Below are 18,672 nucleotides of genomic sequence, written 5' to 3' on the forward strand. Positions count from 1 at the left end.
ATTTATATAGCTGCGATAGGGCTGTAGTGAGGATTATTTTTGTTGTAATACCCAAACAGCAGCTTCAACCCTAGATTTTAAGTTTAATTTTTTAAGCAAATGTTTAACGTGAACTTTTACTGTACTTTCTGCAATATCTAGTTTGCGAGCTATCATTTTATTGGACAACCCTTGTGAAATGAGTTCTAAGATGTCCGCTTCTCTTGGTGTTAAGGATGCAATATGGTTTTCATCTTGTGTTGTATTATCCCTTAATGATTCAGCAAGTACTGAAGCTAGCGTTGGGCTGACAACTAATTTTCCACTGGCAGCCTCTTTAAGAGCCACAATAAGCTCTTCTGGTTCCATATCTTTAAGTAGATAACCATCAGCCCCTCTTTTTAACGCGTTGACTAGGTCATCACTATAGTTAGAGACGGTAAAAAGGATAATTCTTCCAGAAAGTTCCCTTTTTCTTAGCTCATCTAGAGTTTCAAAGCCATTCATACCCGGCATATTCAGATCGAGAAGAATTAAATCAGGGTCTTGTTCTGCTGCGATTTGGATACCTGTTTTCCCATCTCCTGCCTCTCCGATGACTTGTAATGAAGGTTCTAAACTAATCAGTTGTTTGACCCCATTTCTTAGCATCGGATGATCATCAATAAGTAGGATGGTTGATTTTTCATTCATTATATTTGTATTCTCCATAGATGATTTTTCCGGTGTTTTAAGCGTCAGGTAAAGGGAAAGTCACTTTAACTTGAGTTCCCCCTTGCTCTCTAGAAATAATAGAACACTCACCCTTAAGACTCAGTGCCCTTTCCCTCATAATAATTAGCCCATAATGGTTAAGTTTATCAGCATTAGATGAGATTCCAGTGCCATCATCAGTAATAGTAATGCTAGCGATACCCGCATGTTGACTTAATGATACTTCAGCCCGCTTAGCATTTGCATGTTTTAGGATATTACTAAGGGCTTCTCGGATTATTTGTATAATATGGATTGATTGGTGTGGCGAAATACTTTTCGCTGGTAGGTTATAATTCAATCCTATTGAATAGCCCATTCGTTCACTGAATTCGCTGATTGTACTCTCTAGAGAGGGTAAGAGCCCAGGCTCAGTTAATTTAAGCCTAAAGGTGGTTAATAACTCTCTTAACTGACTATACGCGGTATTAATCTCACTGCGCATTTCAGTTAACAACTGTTGAGGCCTTTCTGGTAATGGTTCAGGTTGCAATTGCAAATAGCTAATTTGCATTTTTAAGCAGGATAATGATTGAGCTATAGAGTCATGAAGTTCACGAGCAATGGCTGAGCGCTCATCCATTATCAATAGCTGTTGTTGTTGCTCTATTTGATGCTCCATTGCTAACATGCCTGAAATTTGCTTGGCCAATACAGAAACTAGATTGCTTTGTTCATCTGAAAGGACTTCTGTATCTTCAATTTCACCGATGATGACACCATATCGGTGCATGTTGTCAGACAAATCCCACTGCATAGTTATTGCTTTTTTTATTATCGGGGAGGGTTGTTTTGTAACATGATTATCTAATTCAGATAGCCCTATTGAATCACAACATATTTCATGAAAATAGGCATCATTACTTTCTTCGTATAACCGTAAGCTGAGATTTTTTAATAGGGTAATATTTTTGAGCTCAATCAGCACTTTTTGTAAGCGTGAATACAGAGGCTCCGAAGAATGTAAGATTTGGTTTGATTGATATAAATAAGATAAAACGCGATTTTTTGTCATCAGGTCCGCTGTTTTTTCTGCAACCCTTTCCTCTAATTGATGGTAACTTTGAGCCAACTCATCGGACATTTGGTTAAGTGTTTCACCCAAAGCGTTTAACTCATCTTGTTGGTGATTTTTAGGGTAGCGCTGACTAAAATCTTTTTGGCCAATAGCAGTCACCATTGACAATAATTTTACCCATGGGTAATAAATTTTCCGTCTTAGGTGCCACATTGTTCCCATTAATAACAAAAAAACTAAGCTAATAAAAACGAGCTGGGTCATTGCGACATAAGCAATTTTTCTTTCTGTTTTTTCATCAATATTATGGACTAGTTCATCAAGCTTATTAACGAATGATATTACTTCGTATCTTGCATCATTTGGTGACTCAGCAGCCATTAGCGCTGGTTTCAGTGTATGTAGCCAATAATTATGAAGTTCATTAAATTGGGGGGTTAAATTTTCGACTTTTACTACTTGTGTTAGTTCTGGGCTTACTAAATCATTTTCTAATATGCCTAGATAACGTTGATTTTGAGTATTTAATGGTACTAAGGAAAGTAACCTGTAGCTTTGCATTCTTAAGGAGCCTGATTTATTTATTGCATGGGCATTGCCTTGGACGCTAATAATCATACGATTTGAAATCGTCATTCCAATAATCCCCAAGATCGCAATAAGTAGCATCAGGCCGATTACTTGGTTAATAATTGAAAAGCGACGATACAGAGTCGGCATTTTTCCTTCCTCAAAAATAAAGCTCATAGTAAATTAAAAAGCTTGAACACCTAGTATTGTTCATAAAGAGCATAATATTAAATATACTACTTTGGTGGTATATTTTTTCGGTGGTGTGAGCGCTAAAGCAAAAAATTAAGCTTTAATATATATACTGATAATTTCAACTAATTGATATTTAATGGTTAATCTATTTTTTTTGTTATATTCTAAAATACACATCTACGTATTATAACGTAAATTAAAGATGAATTTCTTTTGATTTAGATCAGTTTGCTTATGTTTGTAACGCAATGTGTAATTAAATTTATAGCGAAAAAATAACAATGGTAAACAATGGAGAGAAAGATAGCACTCAACCGTCTGTGCTATCTTATTTTTGAGGTTAACTTTTTTTAAGTTTTTTGAATAAATTGATTATTGCAACTAGAAGTAAACCTACGATTAAACCAAAAAATAAATTAATAATGGTAGGTAAGACAAACTGCATTGTACTGCCAATAATAGGGGTCAAAATTGCGGTAAAAGCAATTTCATCGATCCATTCTGAAATGTAACTAATACCATGTGTCAAAATACCACCACCAACCATGAACATTGCGGCTGTGCCTACAATAGATAAGGTTTTCATTAGATATGGTGTGATATAAATTAAAGCATTGCCACATTTTTTTAATGCTGTAGATGCTTTCTTCTGCAAGTAAAACCCTAAGTCATCTAATTTAACAATACCTGCGACTAGCCCATAAACACCTATTGTCATTACAATCGCAATAATAGAAAGCACAATAACTTGATTCATAAAGGTCGTTGAAGAAACAATCCCTAATGTTATTGCAATGATTTCAGCAGATAGTACAAAGTCAGTACGGATAGCACCTTTGATTTTTTTACTTTCAAACTCGCTAAGCATTTCAGGAGATAATTGTTTTTGCATAGTAGCGGCTGTTTTTGTTTCGGGGTGCAATAACTTATGTGCAATTTTCTCTGCACCTTCAAAACATAGGTAAGCCCCACCAAGCATAAGTAATGGTGTAATAGCCCAAGGTAAAAAGGCACTAATTAGTAGTGCTAAAGGGACAAGTATCAATTTATTAATAAACGAGCCTTTAGCAACTGACCAAACAACAGGAAGTTCTCTATCAGCCCGTACTCCTGTGACTTGCTGAGCATTTAAAGCGAGGTCATCACCCAAAACGCCAGATGTTTTTTTAGCTGCCATTTTAGTCATGACGGAAACATCGTCTAACACTGCGGCAATATCATCAAGTAATGTGAGTAAACTGCTTCCAGCCAAAATAATATCCTCATTATTTTCTTTTTTAAGGTGTAGTTAATGTTTATTAGGTTGGTTTAGCGATAATTAGTTCACTTGGTATTAACCATAATCTATAAAATTTAATAATACCATTACAGTTAAAAATGCCGCGCATTGAATTATTAAATTTTTATGACAATGGAACCAATGCGTTTTTTGTGTTTCTAACTAATTAATTTTAGTGAAGTAACACATTTATAGTTGGTCTTTCGGTCTGACTTAACCACTTTGGGTTATAAATAATTTTAAGTAGATTGGTATAAGGTTAATACATGTCTTCTCAGCCAGTTTTGAGCATTGTTGTTGCCGTTTATAATGGTGAAAAATTTCTACCTCAGTTTTTTGAAAGTTTAATAGCGCAAAAATTAGAGAACTGGGAGCTTATTGTTGTTAATGATGGCTCTAAGGATGATAGTGAAAGCGTTATCAATGCTTATGCAGATAAGTTTGCTTGTTTCAAAGTATTATCTCAGGAAAATCAAGGTGTTTCGGTTGCTCGTAATACTGGAATGGCTGAAGCAACGGGGAAATATATTACATTTCCTGATATAGACGATGAAATTAACCCTAAAATGTATGGACGTCTATTAGAAATCGCATTATCTGGAGACCTAGACGTTGCAACCTGTAATGGGACATATGTTTATACCAATGGTGACGCACCGAAGGCTATTTTCCCACCAAACAAAGTACCCTCTACGGGGGTGATATCTGGTCCTGAATGGCTTGAAAAAGGGTTAAGCTCACGTAAGTTTTTACATGTGACTTGGTTGAACTTATACCGTTTAGAGATGTTACGCCAACATAATTTTTTCTTTGAGCCTAAGTTGCATCATCAAGATATTCCTTGGACGACTGAAGTTTTGTTAGTAGCAAAACGTGTGCAATTTATTAATGAACAGTATTATCGTTATTTGATCCATAACCAATCAGTTTCTCACTCATTGACGGGTGATGAACGCTCAGTTCGTAAGATAAACACTTATTTGAAAATCATTGATATGTTGCTAGATATTTATCGGCGCTATCCTGAGCAAGTCAAACAAGCACCAGCTTGCTTATGGCAGGTTGGTAAGGAAGGCTTAGGGGTGATCCAAGCCTTACTGGCAATTAAGTCACCTGAAACACAAAAAGAGATGGTGCAGCAGTTTTTTGATAAAGGTTACTGGCAAGTAGTATGGGAACATGCGACGACAGTAAAACTTAAGTGGCGTTTAATTAGGCGCTATACCAAATTAAAAGAAATCCTTAAATCATAATCTTTTGAAAAGGTAGCTGACAGAGGCTACCTTTTCATTATTTATTTACCTAATTGCTTAAGGGAATTTATAAACATTTCCCATAGTTTTGGGTTATCGAGCTTTGTGGCAACTTGTGTATGGCATTCGGCTTTGGCCGGCATACGAAAATCAGTGACAGTCATCCCTGTAGTTAAAGTACCTTGTAACTCGATATCAATTGGCGCTTTAACTGTTTCCATTATCGATGGGTTAATAACATAAGCGACGGCACAAAGGTCATGGACAGGTGCATGGTCGCTATAACCATTACGTTGGCGATAACCTGTTGTGTAGTAATTTAGGGATTCCACAACAAATTGGCTAATTGGTGTATTCAAACGAGCAATTTGTTCCATAATTAGATCATTTGGCCTAGCCTGGTGGGTGAGGTCTAATCCAACCATGGTAATCGGCCATTTTTCATTAAATACAATATGGGCGGCTTCAGGGTCTATGATGATATTAAATTCAGCTACAGCAGAGCGATTACCGGTATGGTAGCCTCCCCCCATCAGAACGACTTCTTTTACTAACTCTACAATTTCAGGTGCTTTTCTGACGGCTAAAGCAATATTTGTTAATCCACCAATAGGAACGAGAGTAATTGTTTTAGGGGGATGAGATTTGATTGTATCGATGATCAAATCGACAGCATGGCGTTGGTCAATTGGCTGTGTTGGCTCTGGAAGGTGTGTCCCATCAAGCCCTGTGCTTCCATGAACTTCAGGGGCAGTTTGTATTGTCCTTACTAAGGGACGAGGGCAGCCAGCAGCTATAGGGATATTATTTGCACCAACGAATTCCATAATTGCGCGTGCGTTGTGAGTCACTTTGTCTAGAGTTTGGTTTCCAACGACAGTCGTGACAGCGAGTAAATCTATATTTGGGTTACCTAACGCCAAAAAGATAGCCATAGCATCATCATGTCCAGGATCACAATCTAAAATAATTTTGTATTTCTGCATTTTTGCTCCTTTTATTATGTTATTTACTTTTGATTAACATAATATAAGGATTTATTTATTATTTTGTGATTTAAGCTTCATTTTAATGAATACTAATGTAATGAAACTATTCATTAATGTTACTAATATCATAGTGACATAATTAACATATTAATAACAATCATGTTGAGTTTATAAAGATTATGTGTTTCTTATATCCTTTAGCTTGGAGTATAAATACACTTTATTAATAAGTTAATAAACTAGGAGGGAGCATGGATAATTATCTCAATAAATTGCCAGATGTAATTGATTCTGTTGCAACTAACCAGTTTTACCCTAATTTATTATCATGGTTATCTTCATTCATCACATTTGATAATGCGATTGTATATTCTTTTGAGAAAGGTGCGCCTCCTCGATTTCTATCTAAAGTCGAACGTCGCAATAGTGATAGTGTTAATAGGATCTATCAGCGAGGTGCTTATTTAATGGACCCATTCTATCAAGAAATCCAGAAAGGGGGCGCTTCGACGGTACTCACGCTAAAAGAATTGGCACCTAAAGGTTTTTATCACACTGATTATTATCTTAATTTCTATCGTAAAACGGGTTGGTGTGATGAAGCAGGTTTATTGTTAGAAATCTCAACAGGTAGGCAACTAGGGATCTTTTTTGGTAACGAAGATAGACCTTTCTTCTCAGGAAAGCATACACAAGCCCCACTTAAAGATGCTTGCGATATTATTCGTAGTATGGCTAGGCTTCATAAAGAAGTCTCTCCTCATGCAGTTTCTCATCATTACCGAAATGCGGATATGCAAACGCGGTTTGGGTTAACCCCAAGAGAGTGTGAGGTTGTTGAACTGATCCTTGCTGGTAAAGGCTCCCCACAGATTGCACAGTCACTTTTTATCAGTTTAGGGACAGTCAAAAATCATCGTAAGAATATTTACCAGAAATTAGATATTAATTCGCAAGCTGAATTATTTAACTTATTTATGAATAGGCCAATTCAATAGGTAGGGTGAATTTCCTTACCTCAAAATATTAGAATTATTTAGTTTATTTATCATGGTGTTAGTTTTATCTAATATTTATTAGAATACTTTTAAGTATTTCAACTCATAAATTGTTATATTATTAATATGGCAATAATTATCTAATTAATTGAATTTTAATTAAAAAAATAAACTTTACTAAATTTTATTTTTATATAAATATTCTACTCACGTCACAAATGTTAACTTTATGTTTCGAATGTCCCTAAAGGGCTATGTAATTGTTAATGCAAGGTTAAGATAATCAGGTTATCGAAAGATACTAAACAGGGTATCCGTTATGAATAACCAAGTAGAATCACTAACTTATTATGCTGCAACTAAGAAATATGACTTACGCTTTCCTACATTAAAAGAAGATCTTGATGTGGATGTTGTCATTATTGGTGGTGGCTTTTCAGGGGTCCACACGGCACTCGAGTTGTGTGAAAAAGGTATTACCAATATTGCTATCTTGGAGGGGCGTCACCTAGGCTATGGTGGTTCTGGGCGTAATGGCGGCCAAGTTATGGCAGGTATTGGCCATGATATTGATGCAATTAAAAAATATGTTGGCCCTGAAGGGTTAGAAACGATCTTTAAGCTCAGTAACATGGGGGCTGGGATCATGCGTGAGCGTATCGCTAAATATGATATCGATGCTGATTTCTGCCGCGGTTACGCTTATTTAGGTAGCAACAAGCGCCAAGAAAAAACCTTACGTGGTTGGCTAAAGGATTTTAAATCCGTTGATCCCGATGAGGAAATTGAATTCTATAGTGGTACAGAACTGAAACAGATTATCGGTTCTGATGCTTATACCTGTGGTATCAAACACATGGGGGGTGGGCATGTTCATTCATTGAATTTGCTATTGGGTGAAGCAAAAGCAATAAGTGAAATTTATGGCGCTAAAATTTTTGAAAATAGCCAAGTATTAAATGTTGAGTATGGAAATACCATCACGGTAAGAACGGCGATGGGCACGGTTAAAGCCCAAAAAATGTTATGGGCTTGCGATTCGTTCTTAAACGGTCTTGAACCAACAATTTACCCTAAAACGATTAATACTTACGCATATCAATTAATGACGGAAGAATTGCCGGACGAGCTAATTGAACAGATCAGCCCAATCCGAGGCGCATATAGTGACATTCGCCCTGTAATTGATTACTACCGTGTGACGAATGAAAACCGTTTATTATTTGGCAGTTCGACGCATTTCCTTGAGTACATTCCATCTGATCTTAAAGCATGGAACCGGAATTTAATGTTAAAAGTCTTTCCTTACCTCAAAGATGTCAAAATCGAACTTGCTTGGGGGGGGCCAATGGCCTGTAGTGCAAATTTATTTCCCCAAATTGGTACATTACCACAGCATAAAAATGTGTTTTATGCTCAAGGGTATTCCGGTTTCGGTGTCACGCCTAGCCAAATTGTCTGTAAAGTTCTTGCTGAGGGGATGGTGGAAGGTTCGCATCGTTATGACTTAATGAGCTCTATTCCTCATGCCAACATTATTGGTAAAGATAGCATGCGTAATGTCATTGTTTCACTTGCCAAAATTATGCATCAAACATCGGGTTATTGGCAGGGGCGGCGCTAGTTCGTTATCAGTCCATCTATTTTATTAAAATTGATTAAAGGTAAAAATCATGATTAGTCCATTATTATTGAATAAACCACTGCCGGAATTACTGAATGTAGGTAGTGTTACAAACTTAGGGTCTGTAGTTGTCGAGGGCGATCCTCAAGCGAGTGTTGCGATGATACATGGCGAACCCACTGATAATCTGACATGTGGAATTTTCGCTTGTACAAAAGGTAAGTTCAAAATGGTATACCCATTTGATGAAATGGCGACCGTTCACGAAGGTTCAGTCAAGTTAACCGATGTGAAAACGGGTGTAACGGTTGAATATCATAAGGGTGATACATGGTTTGCAGCGAAAGGGACAGAAGTTTTGTGGGAAATTGATGCCCCGCGTTTTGTCAAACATTACCTAGCTTGTGTCAATGCCTAATTAATTCCTATTAAGTGGAGTGATAACGATGAGTGAGTTAACCCTATTACCAGAGGTCAGTGAATTTCTGAAACGTCAACATGGCCATTTTATCAACGGGTTGCCGGTTTCTGGCATGGGCGATACTTTTTTTAATGTCGTTAATCCAGCCACTGAGCAAGTCATTGCGAAAGTGAAAGAAGGCACATTAGCAGACGTTGATGCAGCAATGGAAGCTGCTCATGCTGCATTCAAAGGGGCTTGGGCAAATACAACACCGATGGAGAGAGGGAATTGCTTAAACCGCCTTGCTGATTTATTTGAGAAACATCTTGAAGAACTGGCTCAGCTAGAAACCCTTTGTTCAGGGAAAACAATTCAGCTTTCTCGTTTTCTTGAAGTGGGTTCGTCCGCACAATTTTTACGTTATTTTGCTGGTTGGGCAACGAAAATCAGTGGTGAGACTCTCAATGTTTCATTGCCTTCATTTAATGGTGAAAAATACACGGCATTTACACAGCGGGAGCCTGTTGGGGTAGTAGCAGGTATTATTCCTTGGAATTTTTCCATAATGATTTCTATTTGGAAATTAGCCGCTGCATTAACTTGCGGTTGTACCATTGTGTTAAAGCCGAGTGAATTTACCCCTTTAACGATGTTAAGGGTAGTTGAGCTAGCAAAAGAAGCAGGTATCCCAGACGGGGTTATTAACATCATTAATGGTGGAGGTCGTGAAGTTGGGCCTGCACTGATCCATCATCCTCTATGTTCCAAAGTGACATTTACGGGTTCTGTACCAACGGGGCTAGCGGTAGGGCGTACCGCAATGGAAGGAAAATTAACCCGTGTTACGCTTGAGTTAGGTGGTAAAAATGGCGCTGCATTCTTAGCGGATTTACCCGTTGAAAAAATAGTCAATGGCATCATTGAGGCTGGATATCTGAATCAGGGGCAAATTTGTGCAGCCGCGGAGCGTTTCTATATTCCATCTAAGTTAATGGAACCCGTATTAACTGAGTTAAAAGCCCGCTTGTCTGTGATGAAAGTGGGGGCGCCGTTAGATGAAACAACAGAAATGGGGCCACTCGCAAATAAAGCGCATTATGAAAAAATTCTCGCTTTATTTGAAAAAGCACGCCAAGAGGGTAATGAAATTATTTATGGCGGCCAGCCTATTGCTGGTACAGGTTATTTTGTGTCACCAACCATTATTCGTGCAAATAGCCCAGATGATGCGTTGATGAAGGAAGAAACATTTGGCCCTGTAGGGACATTCCTCAGTTATGACAATGAAGATGAACTTATTGAGTTAATGAATAGTACTCCATTTGGTTTAGCGGCTAGCTTATGGACTAATGACCTAAGTAAAGCGATGCGCATGATTTCACAAATTGAAGCGGGGACTGTTTGGGTGAATATGCATACCTTCCTTGACCCGGCAGTGCCTTTTGGTGGAATTAAGTCATCAGGGGTTGGGCGTGAGTTTGGTAGTGCCTTTATCGAGTATTACACCGAGTTAAAATCTGTCATGGTGCGTTATTAGTATTTAGCTAACATGAAATTAATCAATATTTCCCGGTGATTAAGCCGGGTTTTTTGTATTTTTATTGCGCATAGAGTGCAAGTTATGGTTAAGATAGGTTAATTATCATTACTGGTAGATAACCTAATGCAAAAAGTGTTGATTACAGGGGGGAGCAGGGGGATTGGCCGTGCTACCGCCATCCAGTTAGCAAGCCTAGGCATGCATGTGTTGGTCAATTATAAAAGTGACCAACAGTCCGCAGAAAATCTTGTTAGGGAAATCCAAGCCTCGGGTGGTATGGCTGATGCATTTCAATGTGATATTAGTGATGAAAGTGATGTTGTTAAGCTATTCGACACTATCAGGCAACAGTACGGTGACCTTCATTTTTTAGTCAATAATGCCGGTGTTTTATTTCAACAATCGACTACTGAGGGGTTGTCAGCGGAACGTATTAATAAGGTGCTGGCGACTAACGTAACTGGGCTACTGATTTGTTGCAGAGAATTCATTAAGCATGCCCGTTTCTTTAATCAATTTCAAAATAAAGCCATTGTTAATGTTTCCTCAGCTGCGGCTCGGTTAGGGGCTGCGGGGGAGTATATTGATTATGCGGCTTCTAAAGGTGCTGTGGACTCTATTACGAAAGGGTTGTCATTAGAACTGGCTGAGCTAGGTATTCGTGTGAATGGAGTACGCCCTGGCTATATCTATACACAGATGCATAAGGATGGTGGTGAGGAAGGTCGAGTGGATCGCATTGCGGCACAGTTACCGATGAAAAGAGGTGGAGAGCCTAGGGAAATTGCGGAGATTATCACTTGGTTACTGAGTGATGCTTCATCCTATGTCACAGGGACAATAATTGATGCGGCTGGTGGCCGTTAGGGCTAAAAATGCTTTTCTTGGCGAATAATGAACCCTGATGAAACAAGTTCTGTCCGGTTGGTGACTTGTGCTTTGGTAAAAATATTCCGCAAATGCGTTTTTACCGTAGACAGAGATACACCTAATAATAATGCAATACGTTTGTTGCTTGCACCTTCTCGTACTAAGTGGATAATTTCTTGTTCTTTAGGAGTATAAGAAACTAAGGAATCAGGCAGCACATCAAATGTCATTAGCTCTGCAACAGGTAAAATTGCATTTAACCGCATGATTTCTTGTTGGCTAAAAGGGCTATCTCGCATGATTGAAATTCCAGCAATAATCTTATTTTTCCGCCGAATAAAGATTTCAGCCATATCCGTCATATTATTTGGTTGCATAAAGTCATGGAAGAATGCCTGATTTTGCTGACGTGCCTCCGCCCCCATTCTCACTAAGCGTAAGTCACTGCTACGAAAGTTATTCGGGTGTAAAGGATCTAGCTGATAAAAACAGGCAAGATAATCTTGGTGCATTTTTGCGGGAACCCCATAAAGTATATAGTTATCGGGTTGCCAGTGGTCATTAACCAGATAATACACGGATGCTGATATAGGAATAATATGAGCAATCGTATTTAGGCAGCAATCAATCAATGTTTGTTGGTGAGGGCTAAACAATAAAGAGCTCATCATATTACCTTCCGTAGCCAATCGAATTATTATCATGCGCCTTATTGATATTAACATAAAGTAAACATGTTAATAACGTGAGGTTGCTTGCAGTATTTAAAAATCGTTAAAACCCATCCAATAATGCTCTATTGCTTTTGGGTATCTTTAGTGAACTTATTATTAATATATTAACAAAGCGTTTTTTTGTTATGCATTGATATCTAATTAATTATCTATTTTTTGATTCAGTTGTTGGTACTTTTTGCGCTGTTTTTTGGTTCCCCCCTCTCTCTGGGTATCGTCCTTTAGAACGATAGCGAGTCGTTCGTGCTTATTTTTATAGTGGCAATTCAGTCACTATTTTTTTTACAAAAAATTCACATTCATGACTGTGTATGGAGCGAGAGGGAAGAAAAATGAATTTATCCTCAAAATTGTCGTCACATCTAGAGAATGGGAAAGTTGGCTTTCCTACAACATTGGCAAGTTCTGCCGGTTTGATTATGGCTAGTCCTGTTATCTTAACGGTTATTAGTGGATTCGGCATTGGCGGTGATACTTTTGCTTTAGCGGTGTTGTTGAGTTTTATTATGATGCAAGCTCAGCTAACAACATTTTCTGAAGCTGCTGCAATCCTACCAACATCAGGTTCGGTATATGATTATATTTCTTGTGGAATGGGGCGCTTCTGGGCAATTACTGGGGCGCTTTCTGCCTATTTAATAGTGCATGTCTTTGCTGGAACGGCCGAAACAATTCTTTCTGGAATTATGGCGTTGGTTAATTTTGAGCATTTAAATACGGTTTTAGAAACCAGTAATTCCTCGTGGATGGTTGGTGTTGGGCTTGTTGTTACTTTTGGTATTTTAAACGCTTTTGGGATCGAAGCTTTTGGTAAGGTGGAAGTTGTGCTGACGTTTGCTATGTGGTCTACATTAGTGATCTTCAGCATAAGCGGCTTGTTATTACCATTTCATGTACAGACGGATGGTTGGTTTGGTCAGCCATTGAATACAGACCCAACATTAGTACTGAGTTTTATTGGAATGGCCATGTTCATGTTTGTAGGGTGTGAGTTAGTGACACCAATGGCGCCTGAGATTAAAAACTCAGCCAAAGTTATTCCGCGGGCAATGACAACAGGGTTGTTCTGTGTCGCTCTGTGTATGGTGCTATTTGGAGCCGCATTAGCGAACCAAGTGGAAAATGTGGTGGTTGACCCACAAACGGGAACCCGTTTATTGGAAACACCAATGGCTATTCCAGCATTTGCGGAATTAGTGATGGGTGAGTTTGGTAAATATTGGATTGGTGTGGCACTTTTACTTGCTGGTGGAGCCACAATCAATACTTTAATGGCCGCAGTACCGCGTATTCTTTACGGGATGGCACTTGATGGTGCATTACCTCGCATCTTTGCTTACTTACACCCACGCTTTAAAACACCAGTATTTGGTATTTTAGTTGCTGTGATGATCCCTTGTTTACACGCCTTTGCTATCCAAGGCGATCTTGACCGCATCATTCCTTTAGTATTAGCCGCTGTGTGCTCTTGGGGAGTTGCTTATTTATTGGTAACTATTTCCGTGGTGCTATTGCGTATCCGTCGCCCTGATTTACACCGCGCTTATCGTTCACCATTCTTCCCTCTGCCACAGATTATTTCGAGTGTGGGCATTATTTTAGCCATTGTTTATATCACTCCACCGGGTATGAGTAAGTCTGATGTATATATTCCTTTTGCAATAATGTTAGGTTTAACTGCTGGTTATGCCTTAATTTGGACGGTTTTTGTGCAAAAAGTTAACCCATTCAAACCGCTAAGTGTAGAGTCAGTCCTATCAAACTCATTCCGAGATGAAGAAATTGAGGGAGGCCAACTTGAGCCATTACGCAACCTCGCCTAAATATTCGCTATGGCAGCGGCTAGGCAGCAGATTAACCAAAAAACGTTTACCAGTGGGCTATCAAACTGGGCTAACACTTAATCGTATTGAGCGAGATATGCTTCCTTATCCGTGTGAATGGCGGGCACCGGGAGCGCTCCTTATTCAATTACAACCTGAATTAACGATTGAAGTCACTGAACGCCCAAGAAAGCTGTTTCTTGCTTTTATTGTATATAGCCGTTTTGCCGTTTCTGGTATTTGTCATCAGGATATTAATGCAAAAATTGAAGTAAAAACGCGAGGAAGTGTAAGGAAAAAACATATCCATTTTGTATCTAAACAAATAGATGGGGCTAAGGTTATTGGCTGGTTGAATGAATATCCCATTATTCGGCAAACATTAGAAGAGTTGGATTTTAACCGATGCCAAATAGAGCTTAATCATGGTCAGTGGCGTTGTGAGATTGAACCTTTTACTGCATCAGAGATGGTCAGTCGTATTCCTGCAACACGACGTTATCTGAGGCTGGAGAGCAAGCAACGTCATCGTTTATTGAGCGCATTACAGTTAATTAGCCAACTGATGGAAAAAAAACGGATTATCCGTTGAGTTTGAATAAGTTCTTTGATAGTAATAATTATTATTATCAATTGATTCATTGGAATGAGATGTGAAATCTTTGCCACTTTTAGGGTGTATTTTGTTTTCTTCAGCAGCCATCGCAACCTCTTCAGACTGTATTCGTTTAGCGGAGCTTTCTACTGCCGAAGGGGTGCATAACAGTAAGGGGGATAGCTGTTTATTTTTTGAAGCATCACAGCAAAATTTTATCAAGCAACGTGGAGAGGGGGTTTCCAAGGTCACATTACTAGACGCTAAGCAACAGCCCATACGTACTCTACAAGAATATGGTTCGGCGCAAGAGCCTCATTCTGCGGATTATTTAGTCCCTACAAATGGGGTTTATTATCTTTCTTTGAAAGGTGAGCCGGGGAAGCCTTGGCGTCTGCAATTTGATGTCAAACCTTATCAGCCGTTAGATATCAAAAAAGAGGGAGAGCCTGTAAGCCCTAAGTTGCAAAGCCTATTGGATGAGTATTATAGCGATGGGGACTCAGCCGCTTTCTGGCAAGCTGTTGCGATAGAAGGAACTCCACTGATTGAGGATCTCGCTGGTTCGCAAAAGCGAGCAACTTTTTTATGGCGGGGGGCGAAATCCAATGCGTATATTTTAGGAGCGCCATCGGGGAATCATGAAAGAATGGCGCATTTGGCGGGAACTGATATTTGGTACCGCTCTTTTATTATCCCTGATAAGACATTGTCACAATATAAAATTGCCCCTGATATCCCAATGGTTCCTGAAGGTGGTTTCGCACAGCGTAAGGCAATATTAGTGACAGCACAAGCTGACCCGTATAACCCCAACGTTATTCCATCTTTAGCTGAAGATAAATACAACCGCTTCTCCTTATTGTCACTAGCGCCACAAATACGCCAATGTAATTTCCCATTAATAAAGCACTCGCAAGTTCAAGGAAGTTTGGAAACTTTTACACTTTCTAGCCGTGTTTTGAATAATGAACGAAAAATTACGGTATATCGCGCAAATATGCCGATGAAACACCCTGCGCTGTTAGTGTTGTTAGATGGTCAGATTTACCAACAAAATTATCAAATGGTGAAGTTTTTTGATAAATGGATGAATAACGGTGATTTGCCAGCTATGGATATCGTGTTTGTCGATAGCATAAGTTCGGAACGTCGTGGGGAAGAGCTGCCTCCTAATCATGACTTCCCTCAATTGCTGGCGGATGAGTTAATGCCGTTACTGGTAAAAAAGGGAATCCAAGCGGACGCTAAACACACTATTATTGCGGGGTCTAGTTATGGAGGGCTTGGGGCAACTTGGAATGCCTTACAGCATCCGGAGGTATTCGGCAATGTGTTAAGCATGTCAGGGTCTTATTGGTGGTCACCAAAGGGGGAAGACCCTGAATGGCTGATCCGGGAAATTGAAACCATGCCGAAGCAACCCATTCGATTTTTCCTTGAGGCGGGTTTATTTGAACAAAGAGGCAGTTGGGGCGGAATTATTCAAAATCATTATCACTTGTTTGACGTATTAAAGCATAAAGGCTACCAAGTTGATGCAATAGAATTACCCAGCGGCCATGATTACATTTCTTGGTGTGAAACACTGTATGAGGGCACAAAGAAACTCTCATCACAGTGGTAAGCAATAACCGGATTAGTGCTTAAAGCAGCTTGTAATGAGCTGCTTTTTCATTTTTATGACAACCGTATTCATTTCGCCATAAAAGCGTCATTCAACTGTCATCTAGCTCCTTTAGCATGCCTATCATTATTTAAAACATACTTATTCATTTTTCATTATTGATCGGCAAGGAAACTGTTATGACTGGTAATTTTATGAAGTCTTTTTTAGCTGTCACAGTAAGTACATTGATTTTAGGAAGTACAATCCCTGCTTATGCCGCAGATAAAAATGATGCGGTTTCAGAAAACCGTGCGGCCCAAGGCGATATCACTAAATTTGGCGGAGCACGTCGTTTAGCGACTGAACAAACTGACATCATGAAAGCGGCGCTTCACAATGGTCAAGCCAAAAATGTGATTTTATTTATCGGTGATGGTATGGGGGATTCTGAAATTACCGTCGCACGTAACTATGCAGAAGGTGCAGCTGGCTTTTTTAAAGGCATCGATGCCTTACCTATCACAGGGCAATATACTCACTATGCATTAGATAAAAAAACGCAGAAACCTGATTATGTGACTGACTCGGCGGCTTCCGCAACTGCATGGTCATCGGGTGTGAAAACATATAATGGTGCATTGGGAATCGATGTATTTGGTAATGACCACGAAACGTTAATTGAAATTGCGAAACGTAATGGAAAAGCTACGGGCAACGTGACAACCTCTGAAATTCAGGATGCAACTCCAGCCGCGCAGTTCGCCCATGTCAGTGCACGTAAATGTTATGGACCTGAAGAAACATCAGAAAAATGTGCGGCTAATGCCTTAGAAAATGGCGGGCGTGGCTCGATTTCAGAGCAGTTATTGATCACTCGCGCAGATGTGACCCTTGGCGGTGGTGCGAAGAGCTTCAAACAAGAAGCAAAAGCTGGGGACTATAAAGGTAAAACGTTAGAACAACAGGCTATTGAACGTGGTTACAACATTGTGCGTGATGCAAATGCGTTGAACAACGTCACTGTTGCGAATCAAGATAAACCTGTTTTAGGTTTATTCCATGATGGCAATATGGCAGTCGCGTGGGAAGGGCCTAAAGCCGTTCATTATGGCAACATCAATAATGCACCACTTGAATGCAAACCTAATTCTAAATTAGATCCAAATGCGCCAACGTTAGCGCAAATGACTAAAAAAGCGATTGATTTATTAGAAGTCAACCCGAATGGTTTCTTCTTGCAAGTTGAGAGCGCATCCATCGATAAACAAGATCACAAAGCAAATCCGTGTGGCCAAATTGGTGAGACCGTGGCTCTCGATGAAGCCGTTCAAGTTGGTTTAGATTTTGCTAAACAACATGGTGATACTTTGGTTATCGTGACTGCGGATCACTCACATTCGAGCCAAATCATACCGGAAGGCACTAAATCAACAGGGCTAACTCAAGCGTTGATTACTAAAGATGGCTCTGTGATGGTGGTTAACTACGGGAACTCTGAAGAAGATGACTCACAGGAGCACACTGGCGCTCAGTTACGTGTAGCTGCCTATGGCCCACATGCGGCAAACGTAATGGGTCTGACTGACCAAACCGATTTGTTCTTTACCATGCGTGATGCAATGGGATTGAAGCAATAAACCAACCCTGTAATATAAATTCTCCGCGACAGGATGTTGCGGAGAATTTTTTTAACGGCCTTCTTTCCTCTCCCCTTTATTCAACCATTCCTTAATAGCTTTATGAAATATTTGAACTTATTTATTTATTGGTTATCTTGATTTATTATTTTTTAATAATCAAAACGAGAGCTTATTTATAAGCGCAGCATGATGAGAACCAATTTATGAGAGAAGTACGGAAACTACAGCGAGATGAAATTCCAGCGGTTTGGTCTATTGATCGCACCGAATTAATTGAGCACCTATATTTACATCAAGATGGGAAATTGGTGCTATCAAAGCAGCGCTTTGATATGAAAGGTTGGCCTGAAGGTGAACCTGAAGCTTACACTCCACATTTGTTGGAAAGTTATGACCAAGGGGCCATTTTTATAGGGGTGTTTGAACAAGGGAAACTGATTGCAGCTGCGAGTTTAGACAATACATGGCGTGGTGAGCAAAAAAATTTGCTGCAGTTGTCTTTTTTACATGTTAGTCACCCACATCGTGGTGAAGGTTTGGCTGGGCTGCTATTTCAGCAGTGTGTTGACCTAGCCATTCAAAAAAACGCTAAAGGGCTGTATATATCGGCGACACCATCAGAAAATACAGTACATTTCTACCAATATCTTGGCTGTACTTTGATTGAAAAACCTGACCCAGAATTATTTGCTTTAGAGCCGGAAGATATTCACTTTGTATATTGGTTTGATTAGAGTGTTTTGTTAATGAATATGTTTGTTGGCTATTGATTTTGTCGTCAAATTGAACAATAAATATTG

Annotated in this window: 16 protein-coding genes; 11 read left to right on the forward strand and 5 right to left on the reverse strand. The window is 39.3% G+C overall.

Annotation, left to right across the window (positions count from 1 at the left end):
- Nucleotides 1-33: 33 nt before the first annotated feature.
- The 3 genes from narL to RB151_RS02955 all read right to left on the reverse strand — a co-directional run bounded on the left by narL (nucleotide 34) and on the right by RB151_RS02955 (nucleotide 3,767).
- Nucleotides 34-672: a two-component system response regulator NarL gene (gene narL / locus RB151_RS02945; protein ID WP_226619212.1), complete on the reverse strand. Its 639-nt coding sequence runs from the start codon at nucleotides 670-672 to the stop codon at nucleotides 34-36.
- A 37-nt stretch (nucleotides 673-709) separates the two neighbouring features.
- Entirely contained in the window at nucleotides 710-2,470 is a 1,761-nt protein-coding gene (gene narX / locus RB151_RS02950) for a nitrate/nitrite two-component system sensor histidine kinase NarX (protein WP_048608607.1), read from the reverse strand.
- Nucleotides 2,471-2,855: 385 nt separating this feature from the next.
- Complete coding sequence (locus RB151_RS02955; RefSeq protein ID WP_042849088.1) at nucleotides 2,856-3,767, reverse strand: DUF808 domain-containing protein; 912 nt, start codon at nucleotides 3,765-3,767, stop codon at nucleotides 2,856-2,858.
- Nucleotides 3,768-4,060: 293 nt separating this feature from the next.
- On the opposite strand from RB151_RS02955, the gene RB151_RS02960 reads away from it, so the two are divergent.
- Complete coding sequence (locus RB151_RS02960) at nucleotides 4,061-5,047, forward strand: glycosyltransferase (protein WP_071547688.1); 987 nt, start codon at nucleotides 4,061-4,063, stop codon at nucleotides 5,045-5,047.
- Between the two features lie 41 nt (nucleotides 5,048-5,088).
- Here RB151_RS02960 and RB151_RS02965 read toward each other — a convergent pair whose 3' ends face one another.
- Complete coding sequence (locus tag RB151_RS02965) at nucleotides 5,089-6,033, reverse strand: nucleoside hydrolase (RefSeq protein WP_042849085.1); 945 nt, start codon at nucleotides 6,031-6,033, stop codon at nucleotides 5,089-5,091.
- Between the two features lie 254 nt (nucleotides 6,034-6,287).
- On the opposite strand from RB151_RS02965, the gene RB151_RS02970 reads away from it, so the two are divergent.
- The 5 genes from RB151_RS02970 to RB151_RS02990 all read left to right on the forward strand — a co-directional run bounded on the left by RB151_RS02970 (nucleotide 6,288) and on the right by RB151_RS02990 (nucleotide 11,468).
- Entirely contained in the window at nucleotides 6,288-7,034 is a 747-nt protein-coding gene (locus tag RB151_RS02970) for a helix-turn-helix transcriptional regulator (protein WP_042849084.1), read from the forward strand.
- Between the two features lie 319 nt (nucleotides 7,035-7,353).
- Complete coding sequence (locus RB151_RS02975; protein WP_042849083.1) at nucleotides 7,354-8,658, forward strand: NAD(P)/FAD-dependent oxidoreductase; 1,305 nt, start codon at nucleotides 7,354-7,356, stop codon at nucleotides 8,656-8,658.
- A gap of 49 nt (nucleotides 8,659-8,707) precedes the next feature.
- Nucleotides 8,708-9,076, forward strand: a complete 369-nt coding sequence (locus tag RB151_RS02980; protein WP_042849082.1) for a cupin domain-containing protein — start codon at nucleotides 8,708-8,710, stop codon at nucleotides 9,074-9,076.
- Nucleotides 9,077-9,104: 28 nt separating this feature from the next.
- A complete protein-coding gene (locus RB151_RS02985) occupies nucleotides 9,105-10,598 on the forward strand; it encodes an aldehyde dehydrogenase family protein (RefSeq protein ID WP_048608604.1) in 1,494 nt (497 codons plus the stop codon).
- A 126-nt stretch (nucleotides 10,599-10,724) separates the two neighbouring features.
- Nucleotides 10,725-11,468 (forward strand): SDR family oxidoreductase, encoded by a 744-nt coding sequence (locus RB151_RS02990; protein ID WP_042849080.1) that lies wholly within the window; start codon nucleotides 10,725-10,727, stop codon nucleotides 11,466-11,468.
- Between the two features lie 2 nt (nucleotides 11,469-11,470).
- Here RB151_RS02990 and RB151_RS02995 read toward each other — a convergent pair whose 3' ends face one another.
- A complete protein-coding gene (locus RB151_RS02995) occupies nucleotides 11,471-12,139 on the reverse strand; it encodes a helix-turn-helix transcriptional regulator (protein WP_094301196.1) in 669 nt (222 codons plus the stop codon).
- A gap of 398 nt (nucleotides 12,140-12,537) precedes the next feature.
- Between RB151_RS02995 and RB151_RS03000 the strand changes: the two genes are divergently transcribed.
- The 5 genes from RB151_RS03000 (at nucleotide 12,538) to RB151_RS03020 (ending at nucleotide 18,606) form a co-directional block, all read left to right on the forward strand.
- The gene (locus RB151_RS03000; RefSeq protein ID WP_042849078.1) at nucleotides 12,538-14,028 is read left to right on the forward strand and encodes an APC family permease; all 1,491 of its coding nucleotides are present in this window, start codon (nucleotides 12,538-12,540) and stop codon (nucleotides 14,026-14,028) included.
- Nucleotides 14,003-14,620 carry a DUF3156 family protein gene (locus RB151_RS03005; protein ID WP_042849077.1) on the forward strand — a complete coding sequence of 206 codons (618 nt, stop codon included), beginning with the start codon at nucleotides 14,003-14,005 and terminating at the stop codon, nucleotides 14,618-14,620. Before RB151_RS03000 ends, RB151_RS03005 begins: the two co-directional genes overlap by 26 nt.
- A 61-nt stretch (nucleotides 14,621-14,681) precedes the next feature.
- Nucleotides 14,682-16,250, forward strand: a complete 1,569-nt coding sequence (locus tag RB151_RS03010; protein ID WP_042849076.1) for an alpha/beta hydrolase-fold protein — start codon at nucleotides 14,682-14,684, stop codon at nucleotides 16,248-16,250.
- A gap of 179 nt (nucleotides 16,251-16,429) precedes the next feature.
- The gene (gene phoA, locus RB151_RS03015) at nucleotides 16,430-17,869 is read left to right on the forward strand and encodes an alkaline phosphatase (RefSeq protein WP_042849075.1); all 1,440 of its coding nucleotides are present in this window, start codon (nucleotides 16,430-16,432) and stop codon (nucleotides 17,867-17,869) included.
- 206 nt (nucleotides 17,870-18,075) lie between these two features.
- Nucleotides 18,076-18,606: a GNAT family N-acetyltransferase gene (locus RB151_RS03020; protein WP_042849074.1), complete on the forward strand. Its 531-nt coding sequence runs from the start codon at nucleotides 18,076-18,078 to the stop codon at nucleotides 18,604-18,606.
- Nucleotides 18,607-18,672 lie beyond the last annotated feature (66 nt).

The sequence above is a fragment of the Providencia rettgeri genome (assembly GCF_001874625.1).
Classification (GTDB): Bacteria; Pseudomonadota; Gammaproteobacteria; order Enterobacterales; family Enterobacteriaceae; genus Providencia; species Providencia huashanensis.